Raw genomic sequence first — 17,036 nt, forward strand, 5'->3', positions numbered from 1 at the left:
AGGCAAAAAACCGAAAAACAGAAACCAGCTTACAAACCCGCCCTGGAACATTGCAAATGAAAATAAAAGTAGTAAGAGGAAAACGACAAAACTTAATTTGCCTATAAATCTAATCGTGCCAGTCATTAACTAAATTCCTTTCGAATCGGTATATGTGTATCTTTAACAACTTTTATAATAACCTCATCACTCGTAAGGCCGTCATATTTTGCCTCAGAAGTTAAAATCACACGGTGAGCCAATACAAAAGGCGCTAAATACTTCACATCATCCGGCAATACATAATCACGCCCATGAATATATGCATAAGCTTTTGCTGCCTTCATTAAGGAAATAGATCCACGAGGACTGACACCTAAATAAATGGATTCGTTATTCCGTGTTCCAGTTACTAGATTTATAATGTATTGCTGGACATTCCTATCAATATAAATATCTTTAACTTCTTCTTGAATGGACAATAATTCTTCTCTATTGATAACAGCAGATATTGATTCAATTGGATGATCTTTTGATGTAAGTTCGAGCATACGCAGCTCTTGTTCAGCTGATGGATATCCCATTTTCAATTTTAAAATAAACCTGTCCAACTGAGCTTCCGGAAGCGGGTATGTTCCTTCATACTCAATAGGATTCTGTGTAGCCATTACAAAGAATGGCTGTTTTAGTGGAATTGTATTACCATCAATCGTTACGTTCTTTTCTTCCATACCTTCAAGCAGTGCAGACTGTGTCTTAGGCGAAGTTCGATTGATTTCATCAGCCAGAACAACATTCCCAAGAATAGGTCCTCCCCGAAACTCAAACTCCATTTCTTTTGGATTATAAATAGATACACCGGTTACATCTGACGGCAGTAAATCTGGTGTAAACTGAATCCTTCTAAAATCACAGTCCAAAGATTTTGCTAAAGTACGCACAAGCATTGTTTTACCAACTCCCGGAACATCCTCAAGTAAAACGTGTCCCTGTGCCAGTAATGCTACTAAACTTAATGTAGCAGCTTCTTCTTTTCCAATCATAACTTTATTTATATTTGTTAAAACCTTTTCAATTCTTTCATTATATATAGCAGTTTCTTGCATCATCTTAACTGACCCCTTCCCGGCTACGTTACTTTTCTATTAAATTAGTTAGTTTAACTATACTAAAAATGTCCTATGAATAAAAGCATAATCACAGTCATTTTTGATTATTTGAAAAATTTGGCCCCTCACCAAAAATGTCTTGGCTCTGTCGAATTAAATGGTTTAAAATCTTGTTTTTGTCAATCACACTATACACTTGTGAGTTTTTAGGGTAAAGATATAGGGAGCCAAACCTAGCTCAGGAAATACACGGAGACTGCGGAAGTAGCAACAGCTAAAGCTCCCGCAGGAAGTAGTTTTTCTTCCGAGGAAGCTGAAGCGTTTCCCTAAGTTGTGCGAAGTGTATTTCAGATGCGGTGTCATAGCATTTAATTTTTCAACAGAATGTCGGATTCATATCAATTGTGAGAGTTAAAAAGTAACCATGTAATATCCTTACAATCTAGTATTTGTCAATTCGGGCTGTTTTATACGGTAACATCGGGTTTCCATTCATCCCAACCCAAATATTGGATTGCTCCATTTGTGATGCTAACTGCAAGAGCTTGTCCTCTGCTCCTTTAGAAGCCATTACCTGAACACCTAAAGGAAGGCCATTTTCCGACAGATAAACCGGAACGGACATTGCTGGCTGTCCTGTAAGGTTCGCCAGCTGTGTAAATGGTGTATAGGTTAAACTTGGCAGAAACATGTCATAAATCAGCTCTTGCTGCTGTAACTTATCTGCTTCACTAATTTGGTTCATAAGATTTTTCTTCATTGTTTCTGAATGGGTCAACTCACCGATTTTTGGTGCTGTAAATGCCGTAGTTGGAGTTATATAAAAGTCATATGTTTGATGAAATGCAGCCATTTTTGCCGCAGCGACATCCCACGAAGCCAGACTTGCAGAGAATTCAGCTGCTGAAACAGATTTCCCTGCCTCATTCAGCAGCCACGTTTCAATCTCAACATCATCTGCAGTCAGCGACCTGCCGAGCGATTTTTCAAGCTTTTGAATGACAGAAGATATTTCACCACTATTCATGAGATAGTAATCTTTCATTAATTGAATACCATCTACATCATTTTCTTTTTCCTCAACAATATGCCCCTCATTTTGCAGCCATTTCACAGTTTTATCTACGGCTAGTTGGGCATCCGCTGAAACAGGAGTATCAACAGGGGATTTTGTTGTATAAGCAATCCGAAGTGGATTATTAAACGGTTTTTTCATATTGTCATAAAGACTCTTGGTAAATAACGGTGTATTAAATGCCGCTGCTGGTTCTACAACTTGAAGATTATCAAGCATTACAGCACTGTCACGTACACTTCTGCTTACTACGAAGTCAATCGCTGCTCCTTGCCATTGACGGCCTGCTCCTGGTCCAACAGGGGTACGTCCTCGAGTTGGTTTCAGTCCAAATAATCCAGTGAAAGAAGCAGGAATTCGAATGGACCCGCCACCATCACTTGAACCCGCTACAGGAACAATACCAGCAGCAACTGCAGCGGCAGATCCCCCACTTGACCCTCCTGATGAATAGTCCTTATTCCATGGATTTCGTGTAGGTCCATATAATTCAGGCTCAGTAATGTTTTTCAAGCCAAATTCAGGTGCATTCGTATGCCCCATAAATAACACTCCAGAATCTCGAAGCTTTTTAACAAAATTTGAGTCATGTCCGCTCTTTGCATCCTTGAGCAGTTTAGAGCCAGACGTGATTGGCTCACCTTTCAATGATTGGGAGAGGTTCTTTAACAAAAAAGGAACACCGGAAAAAGGTCGGGTCGCACTAAAACTGGTTACTTCATCAATAACCCTTTCTTTACGATTATGAACAACAGCATTTAACGTTGGATTAACTTTATCCATCTGCTGGAAACCAAGCTCCATCAGCTCAGCTGGATTTACTTTATTTGCCTTTATCTGTTCTGCCATTTCTGTGGCATCCATTGTCAAGTATGTTTGAAGATTCATTCAACTCACCTCAGAATAATACTATTTCCCTAATTGTATCATTTCACTAAAAACTTTCCTTATAAAGTGCATTTAGTCTATTTACAATAATAATTCAGTAATATTCCCAACTGACATGATGTCAGATGCGCTGTTCGTGTATAAGAGTCATAAATAAAGACAAACTACATAGAGAATTACTATTTTAAAGGAGGAAAAATAATTACCAGAACATAACATAAAGCTAGCTTCAGCAGAAATGTCGAAAGTATGGAAGCGTAATTGAACGGTAATTTTACGATCATATTTCAATACAACAGTTGAAGATGCATTGAAAAATCCGCAGAATATTTGATCAATAGCATAGGCCGATCCCAATTGGCTTTACCGCTGAAGATGTTAACCTTAATGAACCAGGTTATATTCTGAGGATGGAGTCAATATTATGATTAATCATGAATGGCTCGAGGAACCTCCTCGTATGATTGACCGTGAGGAATTTTAGAAAACTTGGCTTATCGCCAGTCTTTATGGCGAAGCCCTAGTTGCGCTTATGCAGTAAGAAAGTATGTATACTTTCTTAACTGCTAAAAAATAACAGGGAAGGAATTTGCATATGGATAGCCATGAGAAAAACATACCTATAACCTCTGCGGAAATCTCCAGTCTCTGGACTTCCTATCAAAATGAGACCATGACTATATGCGGAATAAAATATTTTCTGCAACACGTTGACGATGATCAGATACAATCTATCCTTGAACAAGTACTAGCTGTATCGGAAGAAAACAAAAGTAAGTTAACAAGCTTCTTTAACACTGAGAACTATCCTATCCCTCACGGATATACGGAAAAGGATATAGATCTACAAGCCCCAAGGCTTTTCTCAGATAAACTTTATCTTGAGTACATGCTTAACTTAACAATCCTATTAATTACTGCATATGGGACAGCATTAGGACTTGCTGAGCGAACAGATGTGATTAAGTATTACTCGAATTGTCTAAATACAACACAAGGATTACACTCTAAGATAAAAGAATTGTCAAAAGAAAAAGGAATATATATACGCTCTCCAAAAATTCCTAAGCCAAGGCAAATCGATTTCGTGAAGAAACAAAGATTTTTATCTGGATGGTTTGGTGACCGCAGACCACTTCTAGGTGTTGAAATTGCGAACCTAGTTTTCCACGCAAAGCGCAATGCCCTGGGGCAGGCAGTTATAGTAGGATTCAGTCAAGTGGCTAAATCCAAGGAAGCAAAACGTTACTTTGAAAGAGGCAGAGAAATTTCTGGCAAACACATTGATATTTTCACTTCCATCCTGCATGAAGAATATTTGTCTAACGGGACATTGTTACTATTGTCCGAAGTAACTGATTCTACAGTGCCACCTTTTTCAGACAAGCTCATGATGTCACTTGTAACTTTACTTACCGCATCTGGAATCGGTCAATATGGTATGGCCATGTCAGCTAGCCCAAGACACGACCTAGGTGTCCACTATTCCCGTTTAATAGCAGAAGTAGCACACTATTCCGATGATGGGGCAAACATCATGATTAATAACGGATGGATGGAGCAGCCTCCAATAGCAGCAGATAGAAAAGAATTGGCAGATTAGAAAAAAATGGAAAAAAGATATGGGAAGAACAGAGACAAATTAGAAAAGCTGCTATGGAGTATTGCCCTGCCTGGATTTGGACAGTTATTAAATGGCAAGTATCTTAAAGGAATCATCCTAATTGCGCTAGAGTTTATCACTAATGTATTCGGACATTTTAACCAAATCATTTTACTGAGCTTCCATGGTAATATAAGTGAGGCAATCGAACAAACGAATTACCAATGGCTGATGTTCTATCCATGTCTATACTTCTTTGCCATGTGGGATGCTTATAATGATGCAGAGGGAGAAAGCAAACCCTATGCTTTTATTCCCTTCGTATTTTCAGCCTACTTTGTAACAGTTGGCTTAATTTTTTCTCCGACATTTACTATTTTCGGACACTTAATAGGCCCAGTGTGGCTTCCAATGATTTCTTTATTATTTGGCCTATTCATAGGCGGCGTTATACGATGGATGTTATTGAAGCGAATGGATCAAAATAATAAAACATAAAAGGATTCCATGCAAATGTGAAGACATACGCAGGAATCCTTTTGACTGGTTCACTTAATATTACTAATTTCTCGTACGACGGTAAAATAAAAAGAAGAAACCTAAAACGATGATTATTGCAGTAATCACAAACATTGGAATATATTCACCAAACACGGAGTTAGTCCTAACATCATTACCTACCGAATTTACTTCTTTCATTTTTTCCTTTTCGATGTCCCTATCCAGCTGATAGGAGTTGATCACAGTGCCATCATGCTTAATAATTTCCAATGTTCCATCTTCATTGATTTCTTCACTTATCTGATCACCCTTCTGATGTGTATAAGTAATCTTTTCAGATGTTTTATATGTTTGTCCACCAGTGGTAAATGTCGTACCCTTGTTGATAGTTGACTGCTCAAAGTACTTAAACCCATAGTCCAATAGATTCTTTGTATCTGTATACGAATTGGATTGCAGATTACTATTTAACGTAATGACGATAAGACTTAATTCATTTCTTTTTGCTGTAGTTGCAAGCGTGAATCCGGACTTCGATACAAACCCCGTTTTACCACCTGTTATACCTTCATATGGAATAACCTGTCTCACTAGTTTGTGATGTTTCAAAAGTGTAGTATCCCAGGATTCACCGTGCCACTCCAATTCCACAGTACCAAAAATATCCCTGAATATGTCGTTCTTCATGGCATATTGCGTAATCTTAGCCAAATCTCGAGCCGTGGTAACATGGCTTGGGTCAAATAGGCCATGGGGATTTTCAAAATGTGTTTGTTGTAAACCTATTTTGTTTTTTAGATAATTATTTAAATCCGATGAAAATTGTTCAACACTTCCACTTAAGTGTTCTGCAATAGCTACACCAGCATCATTACCAGAATTAATTAATAATCCCTGAATAAGCTTTTTGAGTGTGACTTGTTCCCCTTTTTCTAAAAAAACACGTGTACCTTCAATATTTCTAGCTTTCTCACTCACGGTGACAGTGCTTTCCAAGCTACCCATTTCTATGGCATAAATAGCAGTTGCAATTTTGGTTAAACTGGCAGGATACATGGATTTGTTTGCATTTTTCGCATAGAGTATGGAGCCAGTTTCTGAATCCATTACAATCGCAGCTTCACTAACTATTGAAGGCGGACTATTTGTACTGGCTTTGGCAACCGCACCTGGTATAAAGAGCGAATTTAATATCATGATGGCTGCTACGAATAAGATGATTTTTTTCACGATTACACCTGCTTTTTGTTGAAATCTATCATCATTGTATAATATTTTTGCAGGTGATTTGTCCAGATTAACTAATTGTTATTTCTTTGTAACAGGAAATTATAGGGGTATATTCCAAAAAAATACAGTTAACAGCAGGCTGGTTTTTACAATTTAAATATGAGTTCATATTTCTGGTGAAGTAGGATGGAGGAGGGGTTCATGGCCTAACCGGCAGCAGATTTCAGGTTAATGGCAGGACACTTATTTGCACATAAAGGTATAATTAATTATTCTGCTGTAATGGGTGGGGCAGAAAAGGAAGAAATGCACATGCAGAAAATGAACCTGCAGCAATTGGAAGTATAGAATAAAGGGTTGATTTTTGTATTTATGTTTCTATTCATGACCAACCCATTTTAAGTCAGTACAGCGTGCCCTCCCCTTTAAATTCATTAAAAATGCCTTTTTTACACAATCCGGCTATTTTTTATATAGATATCTGTTTACGAACAAAGATTAAGGATGTTCTTTTACAAAGTTTGGAGAAATACATTTCACAGCGGAATAACAATTTAAATCCACTAAGATACACTCTTTAGTCGGTGTTACATAATCCACATCGCAAATAGTTGAAGTTTCAACACAATCTGTATCAGTGTCAATAATAGATACATTTGGCTTTAATAACTTTAATACGGCGCAATTTTTCTCACAGTCTACTTTTATTACTTTAAAAAAAACAGTAACAAAACAGTCATCAGTTCCAACTTTCCCCCATGTAAAAAATGGGTGGCCATAAGGTGTTTGTAATATAAAAGGAATCGTGTCTTTAAAAACTGATTTATTCACATTTTTAAGAGAACAAGCTCCACACCACTCCCTTTTATTTTCCCTCTGCTGTTCTAAAATATCGGAAAGAACTTCACAAATACAACTCTTACAGTCACATGAATTATCATTATCTTTATTCATTTGTATTGAATCCCTGTCTTTTTCATGTAACAAGTGTGTTCACTCCTCTCACACTTAATATCTCTTTATACATAACATATTAAATTAGGTTGTAACTGTGTTGGGCATCCGCCACTTTTTAAAAAAATAGGGCTAATGTGGATTTTTTCAAAAAGCCATTCAACGGAGCGATGATTGACATAGTATATAAAAAACCTAAAAATATGGGGTGAAGTAATGTGCAATCAATGTGGCCACAATAATTGCAGCTGTATCGGTCCACCTGGAAAAAGAGGTAAAAAAGGTCCTCAAGGTATTGATGGGCCAAAAGGTGATAGGGGTAAAAAAGGTCCACCTGGTCGTCAGGGGGCATCTGGACATCCGGGGCCTTCGGGACATCCGGGGCCATCTGGTCCTCCAGGGCCTCCGGGACCTTCGGGATCTCAGGGACCATCTGGTCCTCCAGGGCCTCCGGGGCCTCCGGGACCACCTGGACCTCCTGCTCCTCCCAAGCCTTTATGCTGCCGTTTTTTATTAGAACATTCTACCCAATTAGTGCCACCTGCTATAGTAGGCAGTACAAATGTAAACCAATCGCTATCTGCTGAAATTGCAAAAATTTGTGATGAGGTAGTTGTAATTTGTGGTGTATTAAAAAAACAAATAAAGTATAAAGCATTAATTGAGGGAGAGATAGTCCCAAACCATATCATTATTGATGAATTACCATTTACTTGTCTGATTGACAGGGAAGACATAAAAGCAAGTGATCGTTTCATAATTAATTCTTTAGACATTATTTGTAAAGTGTCAGCGGCTGAAGCAAATTTTGGCACAGATAAAACGACCAAAGAAAAAGTAGCGTTCCGTTTTGTAGAAAAAGAGGTTATTAAAGTTTGTATTGAAAAAGAAAAAGCTGATAAATAGAGATCTGATACCTTCTCAGCAGCAAATGGAAATAAGCTAAAGCTAATAAAAACAGCCGTATGCGTGATTCCACGTGTACGGCTATCTGTTATAAAATTTTTTTGTCATAAACAACAATCTTATAGAAAACAGCCTTTTAATAGACTAAAAGCTAGGTTTGTAACAAAGGCTTTAGTTGATTAAACCATATCCACTGAGGACTATAACGTTGTCTTGCCATTGTTTTTGCATGGACTACCTGATTTTCACGTATTAAGTTAATAATGATTTCTGCATGCTCCTTCAAATACGCTTCTTCAGAAGGCTGGTATGACTCATTCGTATCATAGCCGAAGTTTCTTGCATCCCACTTCATGAAGTAAGAATTTAATTTTTTACCAATTTCCTCTAAGGCAGGAACTCGTTCATTCAATACAATAAAATTCCCTTTACTAGCTGCTTCTAAAACAGTTAAACCAAATGATTCAGAAAATGAGGGGCAAACAAAAAGATTGGAAAGAGAAAATAATTCTAAAACTCCATTTCTTGGAAACCCAGTTTTAAAAGCATCAATATCCGAGGTGAAAAACATATCCTCAAGATCTAAACCAAAATTTATTCCAGTCGATTTTATTAGGGCTTTATATTGTTCAGGAACAATATCAGCACTTGGGAAGTCACAGAATATCACTTTTACACTCAACTCACAGTTCTTCTTAATAGCACCGCATAATGATGCGACCTTCTCAAATTTCTTTCCAGGAGTCAATCTTCCAGGGTAAACAACGAAAATATCAGGGGAGAATAAATCAACCTCCTCTGCTATTCGTTTCACCTCATCACTCATGTAATTTAACAAATCAAGGCTGTTATTCACAGCCCTGCAGTTACCTTCTGGTGCGTTATATTGCTTTGCAAGTGCAGATATTCCTGATTGAGTAGGATAGACATATATCGTATTAGGCATTGAAGTATAACGTGCAGAAAAAGGCCATTCAGGATTATGGGGGCGATTTACTGGAGCAGAATGTGTAAAAGCAGTAAATTTTAGATTTGGTAGCTTTTTTTGTGCTTTTCTCACTGCCACATTATGAAGTAAGTGCCAACCTTGATAATGAATGTCATGCATAATACATGCATCTACATCCGATAATTTTATTATCAAATCATCGGCTACAACATCTGCTTCCCTGTTAAATGTATCATGAACTCTCCCACTGGCCTGCGAATAGTCTCTCCAATGTATTTGGTTTCCATTTATCTGGTTTATAACCTTTCTCCATTCAATCCGCTCATCCATGAATATCCCGTACCTTGAATCAAGCGGGCAATTTTCACTTACAAGCATGACCGGTTTTACGTTATCATTCAGCAGCATTCTTAATTGTTCTGCTACTACATTCACTAATGAATACGTACTATCTAAACCGTTAAACATTGTTAAAAGTGCAACCTTCATTAGACAAATCCCCTTTTCAAAACAAGCTTTTTAAGAATACTTCTTATTAAATTTATATGATTTTTCAAAAGAATATAACCTCTGTAACCTTGAATGTTAAACCCAAAAAGTTATACCTTCTGACTAGTCCTTACAGATTCTTTAATCCATCCTCAAGTTTGATTGTTGGGTCCCACCCGGGCAACCGCATCCCCTTATCCCATGGAATCATGACTTCACGAGGACGATATGGACGCCCTCCCCATCTGATTGGCAATTTACTGCCTATAATTTTCTCATACGTTTTAACTATCTCCTTTACAGTCATATGATGTCCGGAACTTATTGCATAGTCCTCCATCTGTCCAGCCTTGCCATTTAAAAGCAGTTCTGCAGCTACTTCGAAAGCTTTGACTACATCATCGACATGAACTAGGTCGATGAGCTGCTCTCCAGGTGACATAGCTATCGTTTCGTTGGTTTTAGCTGTTTTTTGAAGCAACGGTATCAATTTACGCCTTTGATCATTTGGGCCGTACGTATCAAATAACTTTAAGGTTACTATTTTTAACGGCGTAACTTCCCTATAATAAGTTAAAATAGCCTTATAAGCCTCTTTTGTTGCAGCATAAAGACATACTGGATTGTATTCCTGATTTTGATAGTGCTGCCAGGATGTACCGGTATTAATTAAGTGATACACGCCATTTGCTGTCATTGCTTCGACAAGCTGTGTGCCGAACAAAATATTACTTTGAATCAAAGGGTCAACATCATTCGTTTCATGTTGTGATAGACACAATGAGGCTAGGTGAAATACAACAGATGGTTTAGCTGCATTAAAAATGGTATTCATTCCATTAACTGAGCCATCATGTTGATGAATAGTAATTCGATGATGTATTTTTTCAAGGGGATAAAGATTAGATTTGCGGCGAACGATGATATGCACTTCCCATTTATTATTTAAAAGCTGGCTAACTAAAGAGGAACCTATAAACCCAGTAGCTCCTGTAACAAGAGCTGTTTTTGTATCTGCACGTATATTCATAGTCCATCAGCTTCCTCATATCGAAATGGGCTTGAAAATTCGGTAAACAAAGGTAATTCCTTATCTTTTTGCGAAAGGATTGGAGTCTGATCCGGCCACAAAATCCCCAGGGAGTCCCATCTTATTCCACTATCATATTCTGGTGAATATACTGTAGAAAGATTACATACTACAACAGCATTTTCACTTGTTACGTAAAATCCATGTGCCATACCTGCTGGGATATAAATCAGATTCTTTTTTTCAGCACTTAACTTGAAAAGCTGATTTTGACCATATGTTGGAGAACCATTTCTTAAATCAACAACTGCGTCCAACACTTCCCCCATAATGCAGTAAACAAGCTTCACATGATGCATCGGGGGATTTTGAAAATGTAGTCCTCTTAGTACTCCCTGATGAGAAAAGGAATAGTATTGTTCTGTAAATTGTGTTTCAAGCTGGTTCGAAACGAAACTATCATGATGGAATGTCTTTACGAACGTTCCTCGTTTATCCGTAAATACACGAGGAACAATTTCATAACAATCGGTGAGCATCGTTTTATTAATTTGCACAGCTTAGTTACACCCCTCTTTAGTGTTACTGTATTCTTCTATCTGCTGTAAGCATATGTCCTTTAAATCTTGTTGGTTCATGTATGCCTTCGTCCACTCCAGAGTTTTATCAATTGCATGATCTAAATTCCACCTTGGCGACCATCCTAATTCTTGCTTTGACTTTGAACAATCAAGTTTTAAAAAACTTGCCTCGTGTTCGGGATGCCTGTTTTCAATTTTATAAGAAGCATTTGAGCCCCATTTTTCACAAATCTTCTCAACAATCCACTCTACTCTCCTTGCATCCTCGTCAACAGGGCCAAAATTCCAGCCTTCCGCATATGCCCCACCATTCTGGAAGAGCTTTTGCGCTAATAAAAGATAACCACTTAAAGGATCAAGGACATGCTGCCATGGCCGAATGGCATGAGGATTTCTTATGTTAATTTCCTCATTTGTTAAAAGGGCTTTTATGCAATCAGGAATTAATCGATCGGCCGAGAAGTCTCCTCCACCTATTACATTTCCGGCTCTTGCTGAAGCTAACGCAACTCCATGCGCCTTATATGAACCAGGGTCAAAAAAAGAACTGCGGTACGATGAGGTTACTAATTCCGAACAAGCCTTACTGTTTGAATATGGATCATACCCTCCCATCGGATCTGTTTCTCTGTACCCCCAAATCCATTCCATATTTTCATAACATTTATCAGACGTAACGTTTATAACAGCTTTTATGTTCTTCTTTCTTTCAACCGCTTTCTTAACAGCTTCTAAGAGGTAAACTGTTCCCATCACATTCGTTTCATACGTCTCGACCGGATTCTGATACGAAGCTCTGACAATAGGTTGTGCAGCCATATGAATAACTATTTCCGGGTCCGCATCAAGCAAAGCGGAAATCAGTGCGTCATGATTCCGAACATCTCCAAAAACGGTTTTTGTACATTCCTGTATATTACATAAGTCAAAGAGATTGGGGTTGGTAGGAGGTGCCAATGAAAATCCTGTTACATCAGCACCTAATGAATGCAGCCACATACAAAGCCATGAACCCTTAAAGCCGGTATGTCCAGTGATAAAAACCTTTCTTCCTTTCCAAAAATCCCTTTCTATCATACTGTCACCTCATTACTTATTTCCATTTTTTCCAGGGAACGGCCCCTGACTTCCATATCCCATCCAGATTATTCTTATCACGCAGTGTGTCCATTGGCTGCCAGAATCCTGAATGTTTATAAGCCATTAACTCTCCTTTTTGTGTTAAATACTCTAAGGGTTCTTTTTCCAGAACGGTTTGATCATCCGTGATATAGTCAAAGATTTCAGGTTGTATAACAAAAAACCCTCCATTGATCCAGCCTCCATCCCCTTTCAATTTCTCCTGAAAAGAGCCAACCTTTTGTTCTTCAGATAAAGATAGGGCTCCAAATCTTCCGGAAGGCTGTACCGCTGTAAGCGTTGCTAGTTTATTATGACTTTTATGAAATTGTACTAATTTGTGAATATCAATATCAGCTAAACCATCACCGTACGTTAACATAAAAGGCTCATTTCCAATATAGTTCTGTATTCTCTTAACACGCCCGCCTGTCATTGTATCCAAACCTGTTTCTACTAAAGTGACTTTCCACGGTTCAGCATTTTGATGGTGTATAATCTGTTTATTTTCATTATTGAAGTCAACCGTAATATCAGACTTATAGAGATAGTAGTTTAGGAAATAGTCTTTTATTTTATAACCCTTATAACCAAGACAGATAATAAATTCATTAAATCCATAGGCTGAGTAGATTTTCATTATGTGCCAAAGGATAGGGTAATCTCCAATTTCTATCATCGGTTTTGGCTTTAAATGTGATTCTTCACTAATTCTTGTTCCGAATCCACCAGCTAGTATCACTACTTTCATAATGCACCTCTTTCCTAACATTCTGCTAGTTTTAGACATATTTTCATAATATGTTGTCATTGGAAAATAAGTATGTGCGATTGAATTATTAATAATCATTACTGCCAACACTTGCACTTCTTAACTACCATTTTCATATAGATATGCAAGAATTAATTGAAAAAGGGTGTATGAAATGCGAAGAGCTGTTGTAGTGTTTGTAGAGGAAAATAGGCATCTATTACTTCAATTAGGTTGCTTATATACCTCTCTAAAGTATATACAATCAGATGACACGGACCTTGTTGTATTTGGAACAAGTGAAGCCTTAAAAAAAGTCCCTGATGACTGTATAAAAGTTGAGTATGAAATTATGAGTAACCCCGCTGAGTTCCTCGATTACCGATTCATAAATTCAATTGGCTGTTTAACAGGGGAGCAAGCAAATTTTTTAGAGGAGTATGATTATATTCTGCGAACCGATGCAGATACATTTTTGACACCAGCCTGGAATTCCTTTTACCCAGATTTTTACACTGTAGGACAAGGCGGATATGTAAATGATGATGAAACAAGAATGAATTTAAAAAGAATTGCAGCACACTTTAATTTACGTCATCAAGGCCACCATAATCTAGGTTCGACTCACTATGGAAACGCGAGGCTGGTAAGGGAGGTATGTAAACTGGCAACAACCATTACGGCTCACATTTTAACAAAAGAATTTAAAGATGGTGAGGGACAATGGCCTGGTTGGTACAGAGGGGTAGCAACCATGTATGCCTGTGAAATTGCAGCTAATCATTTCGTTGACCAAATTGCACTGGATGGAAAAAAGATTGATTATGGTAGTGCCTCATCAGAGTTAATCGATGACCACCCACATTTACACTGTTGGCATACAGATAATATGTTTTCGAAATTTCAATTCACAGCGGGAAAATACGATAACCTGAGTACGGATCATTTGGATGTAACTATTATCAGGGATTATTGTCTGTACATTGCACTAAAATCTAAACATTTTTTTCAGGTTCAATAATTGTCATGCAATACGTTTAAGCCCAGTTAAGGGCTTTTTTTAATAAAAAAAGCCTTTTTTGCTCTGTGTAGTGTAACTGCCTTTCCAAATCGGAAACAGATAACATAGTATATTAACCTAAGAAACTATTAGTAAAGTCTGCACTTTATGTAAAGGGGTTTTGAAAAAAATGCCATACTATAGCTTTGTGTTATTATGTTACAACAACTGGGATCTTTCACAGCAAGCGATTACAACATTAGTAGAATCCCTGAGCTCTTCACATCTAAACAAAGGGATAGAATTAATCATCGTTAACAATGGATCCTCAGATGAAACAAAAGAAGGTATCGAACAAATCGAAAGACACTATAGTCATGAAATTAAAGTAATCCCTGTTCATTTACAGGAGAATATGGGATACCCGGTTGGTGTAAATATGGGCCTTGCACAGTGTAGAGGAAAGCTTGTTACCGTTTTAAATAATGATTTGGTTTTTCCTGAAAATTGGTTTGATGGAATTGTAAAAACATTGGAAAGCAACAGTTCTATTGGCGTGGCAGTTCCTTTCTTGTCCTACGGGTCTGGACATGAGCATTTAGGAGTATCATTTCAGTCATTAGAGGAAATGAGGAAATTTGCAATACAATTCATGGAAGATAATAAAGATGAACTTATTTACAGCGAGAGAGTAATAGGTGCTTGCCTGTCCTTTAAAAGAGAGCTACTTCATTTAATAGGCGGGAACGACTTCTGGTTTGGACTTGGCCTTTATGACGATGATGACTGGTCACTTAGGGCCGGAATAGCAGGATACAAATCAGTGATAACAGGATCCTCATTTGTTCATCACATAGGAACAGTAACATTCCATCAACAATCTGATAGTCTATCATCTGCCTTCCATTCAAACTACCCAAAATTCGCCAGGAAATGGAATAGAACCGGATGGGATCATACTAACAGAAAAGATATCATTAAACATACTAACTATTCAAAACAGGAACATTACTTTCCACTAAAATTCGAGGATTTCAATAAGGTCACTGTGTCAGATAAGCATGACCAAAAATTTAAAAACAGAGATCTAATAATGGTTGCTGACTGGATGAATGAGAGTTCCCAATGGAAAAGTAAATTATTAAATTTAAAACAACAACTCACCGAAGATATTCTCTATCTTCTTTGGGTTCCTCAAGATTACTTTCCAAAAACTGAAGTAGTACAAGAAATAGAGAAAATTCTCGATAACAATAACACAGGTATCCATTACCTTTTTAACGAGGTTTCACCTATTGACCTCCTGAAGTTCTTTAGCCGGTTCGATGCATTTTTACCGATAGAAAATGACTACGTTAACCTTTATTTGAAATATCTAGTCGAAAAAACAGGACTAGAGATTATATGAATTAAATTAATTTAGGTAATATGGATTATTCGTCCATACCTTTATGAACTTTCAACATATTATACAATTAAAATTTGTTAATCTAACATCAAATTTTTTTTAGAAATCGAAAGGAGTGTGAACTATATGCCAGTAACTTCTATTATTATGGGGGATGGTCCATGTCCAGGCGATCAGCCCTTACAAGCAATTGTTACAGTAACTATTATAGAAAGTGGACCAAATGAGGGATGTGCAGAGATTGTCGTACAAAATAGCCCATCTCCCTTAAGTACAGGGTTCATAGGTGCATTGTGTTTGAATGTAAATAATCCTGGTCCATTTACACAAATATCAGGTCCAGGTGATGAAGGCACCCTAAGTGGCGGAAATTGTCCGGGTGGCTGTCTGCCTGATTCCGAGATTATACAAATGTTTACAGAAAATATGCCAGGTGAAAGAATTGACCCTGGGGAGACGGGTACTTTTATAATCTGTTCCGATGTACCCTTTATGGAATCACAGTTCCAAAGTGTTGCATTACACTTCCAAGGAATTGAAGGATGTCCTGAAAATAATAACAGTATATGCTTAAGCGGAAATTTTAATGGGGCAACTACTACAAGTACGACTTCTACTTCGACGAGTACGACTTCTACTTCGACAAGTACGACTTCTACTTCAACAAGTACGACTTCTACTTCAACAAGTACGACTTCTACTTCAACAAGTACGACTTCTACTTCAACAAGTACAACTTCTACTTCGACAAGTACGACAACATCCACTACTACTTCTACTACTTCAACCTCGACTTCTACGACGGTATGTCCGATTCCAAATCCACAAACTTGTTGTCAGGTTATTGTAGAATTCAAAACACAACTAGTTCCGCCTGCATTAGGTTCTGCAGGGGTGAAAACTCGAGTATTTATTTCCCAAAACCCTGTTATAGAAGATGTCTGTCCAGAAAAAGTAATCATTTGCGGTAAAGTTACGAAAGAGATTACCTATACACCTGTTTATGAAAATGGATTTACCCCCTTAGAACCAATAACTATTAAGGATGAAAGACCTTTCCAATGCTTTATTGACCGTGATGATGCAAATGAAGGAGACTTATTTGATGTTGTTGGGAGTTCAATACTATGTGAAGGGACACCGAGATTACAGAATAGAGGAACGCGTCCAGGCCTCACTTCAAAATCTTATCCAGTCGATGTATTCTGGAAGCTAATTGAAAAGGATATAATCAAGGTTTGTATTAGAAAGAGAGAATTAAATAACGGAAGCTGTAATTAAATTGACAAACATCTTAGGATTTACTACGCATTCAGGTTTTCAGAAAAGATTGGCACATTTTATAAATCCCTTACTAACGCTAGAGTTAGTAAGGGTTTTTTATATCCAAAAGCTATTCATTGTTGTTTGCAGATTAAGGCCTATACGACCAATTGGGTATTGAAAAAAAACGAAAATGTATCA

The 17,036-nt window shown here is 37.5% G+C and carries 15 protein-coding genes; 6 read left to right on the forward strand and 9 right to left on the reverse strand.

Features of this window, described 5'->3' with window-relative positions; genetic code table 11:
• Positions 1-125: 125 nt before the first annotated feature.
• A complete protein-coding gene (locus tag ACE1TG_RS11720) occupies positions 126-1,088 on the reverse strand; it encodes an AAA family ATPase (RefSeq protein WP_375052574.1) in 963 nt (320 codons plus the stop codon).
• Positions 1,089-1,530: 442 nt separating this feature from the next.
• The gene (locus ACE1TG_RS11725) at positions 1,531-3,051 is read right to left on the reverse strand and encodes an amidase (protein WP_375052575.1); all 1,521 of its coding nucleotides are present in this window, start codon (positions 3,049-3,051) and stop codon (positions 1,531-1,533) included.
• A 595-nt stretch (positions 3,052-3,646) separates the two neighbouring features.
• Here ACE1TG_RS11725 and ACE1TG_RS11730 point away from each other — a divergent pair.
• Both ACE1TG_RS11730 and ACE1TG_RS11735 read left to right on the forward strand, forming a co-directional pair.
• The gene (locus tag ACE1TG_RS11730) at positions 3,647-4,654 is read left to right on the forward strand and encodes a DUF3231 family protein (RefSeq protein ID WP_375052576.1); all 1,008 of its coding nucleotides are present in this window, start codon (positions 3,647-3,649) and stop codon (positions 4,652-4,654) included.
• A gap of 6 nt (positions 4,655-4,660) precedes the next feature.
• Complete coding sequence (locus ACE1TG_RS11735) at positions 4,661-5,152, forward strand: hypothetical protein (protein WP_375052577.1); 492 nt, start codon at positions 4,661-4,663, stop codon at positions 5,150-5,152.
• A 63-nt stretch (positions 5,153-5,215) separates the two neighbouring features.
• Here ACE1TG_RS11735 and ACE1TG_RS11740 read toward each other — a convergent pair whose 3' ends face one another.
• Complete coding sequence (locus ACE1TG_RS11740; protein WP_375052579.1) at positions 5,216-6,385, reverse strand: D-alanyl-D-alanine carboxypeptidase family protein; 1,170 nt, start codon at positions 6,383-6,385, stop codon at positions 5,216-5,218.
• 498 nt (positions 6,386-6,883) lie between these two features.
• The gene (locus tag ACE1TG_RS11745; RefSeq protein WP_375052580.1) at positions 6,884-7,372 is read right to left on the reverse strand and encodes a CotY/CotZ family spore coat protein; all 489 of its coding nucleotides are present in this window, start codon (positions 7,370-7,372) and stop codon (positions 6,884-6,886) included.
• Positions 7,373-7,555: 183 nt separating this feature from the next.
• On the opposite strand from ACE1TG_RS11745, the gene ACE1TG_RS11750 reads away from it, so the two are divergent.
• A complete protein-coding gene (locus tag ACE1TG_RS11750; protein ID WP_375052581.1) occupies positions 7,556-8,245 on the forward strand; it encodes a collagen-like triple helix repeat-containing protein in 690 nt (229 codons plus the stop codon).
• Positions 8,246-8,396: 151 nt separating this feature from the next.
• Here the strand turns inward: ACE1TG_RS11750 and ACE1TG_RS11755 are convergent, their stop codons facing one another.
• The 5 genes from ACE1TG_RS11755 to rfbF all read right to left on the reverse strand — a co-directional run bounded on the left by ACE1TG_RS11755 (position 8,397) and on the right by rfbF (position 13,164).
• Positions 8,397-9,683 (reverse strand): glycosyltransferase, encoded by a 1,287-nt coding sequence (locus ACE1TG_RS11755; RefSeq protein ID WP_375052582.1) that lies wholly within the window; start codon positions 9,681-9,683, stop codon positions 8,397-8,399.
• Between the two features lie 130 nt (positions 9,684-9,813).
• The gene (locus ACE1TG_RS11760; protein ID WP_375052583.1) at positions 9,814-10,713 is read right to left on the reverse strand and encodes an NAD-dependent epimerase/dehydratase family protein; all 900 of its coding nucleotides are present in this window, start codon (positions 10,711-10,713) and stop codon (positions 9,814-9,816) included.
• A complete protein-coding gene (rfbC, locus tag ACE1TG_RS11765; protein WP_375052584.1) occupies positions 10,710-11,270 on the reverse strand; it encodes a dTDP-4-dehydrorhamnose 3,5-epimerase in 561 nt (186 codons plus the stop codon). The genes ACE1TG_RS11760 and rfbC overlap by 4 nt, the downstream gene beginning before the upstream one ends.
• Positions 11,271-11,273: 3 nt before the next feature.
• On the reverse strand, positions 11,274-12,371 hold the full coding sequence (rfbG, locus tag ACE1TG_RS11770; protein WP_375052585.1) for a CDP-glucose 4,6-dehydratase: 1,098 nt from the start codon (positions 12,369-12,371) through the stop codon (positions 11,274-11,276).
• A 16-nt stretch (positions 12,372-12,387) separates the two neighbouring features.
• Positions 12,388-13,164 (reverse strand): glucose-1-phosphate cytidylyltransferase, encoded by a 777-nt coding sequence (gene rfbF, locus ACE1TG_RS11775; protein WP_375052586.1) that lies wholly within the window; start codon positions 13,162-13,164, stop codon positions 12,388-12,390.
• Positions 13,165-13,339: 175 nt separating this feature from the next.
• Here rfbF and ACE1TG_RS11780 point away from each other — a divergent pair, with 175 nt between their 5' ends.
• From ACE1TG_RS11780 to ACE1TG_RS11790, 3 genes are all read left to right on the forward strand, one after another.
• The gene (locus ACE1TG_RS11780) at positions 13,340-14,185 is read left to right on the forward strand and encodes a DUF7164 domain-containing protein (protein WP_375052587.1); all 846 of its coding nucleotides are present in this window, start codon (positions 13,340-13,342) and stop codon (positions 14,183-14,185) included.
• Between the two features lie 169 nt (positions 14,186-14,354).
• Positions 14,355-15,572: a glycosyltransferase family 2 protein gene (locus tag ACE1TG_RS11785; RefSeq protein ID WP_375052617.1), complete on the forward strand. Its 1,218-nt coding sequence runs from the start codon at positions 14,355-14,357 to the stop codon at positions 15,570-15,572.
• Between the two features lie 126 nt (positions 15,573-15,698).
• A complete protein-coding gene (locus ACE1TG_RS11790) occupies positions 15,699-16,853 on the forward strand; it encodes a hypothetical protein (protein WP_375052588.1) in 1,155 nt (384 codons plus the stop codon).
• Positions 16,854-17,036: the final 183 nt, after the last annotated feature.

The organism is Virgibacillus sp. JSM 102003 (genome assembly GCF_041949995.1).
Classification (GTDB): Bacteria; Bacillota; Bacilli; order Bacillales; family Amphibacillaceae; genus Lentibacillus.

Excerpts from the sequence above, each read along its gene's own strand:
- ACE1TG_RS11720 (WP_375052574.1), bottom strand. The coding sequence starts at position 1,088 with ATGATGCAAGAAACTGCTATATATAATGAAAGAATTGAAAAGGTTTTA.
- ACE1TG_RS11725 (WP_375052575.1), bottom strand. The coding sequence starts at position 3,051 with ATGAATCTTCAAACATACTTGACAATGGATGCCACAGAAATGGCAGAA.
- ACE1TG_RS11730 (WP_375052576.1), top strand. The coding sequence starts at position 3,647 with ATGGATAGCCATGAGAAAAACATACCTATAACCTCTGCGGAAATCTCC.
- ACE1TG_RS11735 (WP_375052577.1), top strand. The coding sequence starts at position 4,661 with ATGGAAAAAAGATATGGGAAGAACAGAGACAAATTAGAAAAGCTGCTA.
- ACE1TG_RS11750 (WP_375052581.1), top strand. The coding sequence starts at position 7,556 with ATGTGCAATCAATGTGGCCACAATAATTGCAGCTGTATCGGTCCACCT.
- ACE1TG_RS11755 (WP_375052582.1), bottom strand. The coding sequence starts at position 9,683 with ATGAAGGTTGCACTTTTAACAATGTTTAACGGTTTAGATAGTACGTAT.
- ACE1TG_RS11760 (WP_375052583.1), bottom strand. The coding sequence starts at position 10,713 with ATGAATATACGTGCAGATACAAAAACAGCTCTTGTTACAGGAGCTACT.
- rfbG (WP_375052585.1), bottom strand. The coding sequence starts at position 12,371 with ATGATAGAAAGGGATTTTTGGAAAGGAAGAAAGGTTTTTATCACTGGA.
- rfbF (WP_375052586.1), bottom strand. The coding sequence starts at position 13,164 with ATGAAAGTAGTGATACTAGCTGGTGGATTCGGAACAAGAATTAGTGAA.
- ACE1TG_RS11780 (WP_375052587.1), top strand. The coding sequence starts at position 13,340 with ATGCGAAGAGCTGTTGTAGTGTTTGTAGAGGAAAATAGGCATCTATTA.
- ACE1TG_RS11785 (WP_375052617.1), top strand. The coding sequence starts at position 14,355 with ATGCCATACTATAGCTTTGTGTTATTATGTTACAACAACTGGGATCTT.
- ACE1TG_RS11790 (WP_375052588.1), top strand. The coding sequence starts at position 15,699 with ATGCCAGTAACTTCTATTATTATGGGGGATGGTCCATGTCCAGGCGAT.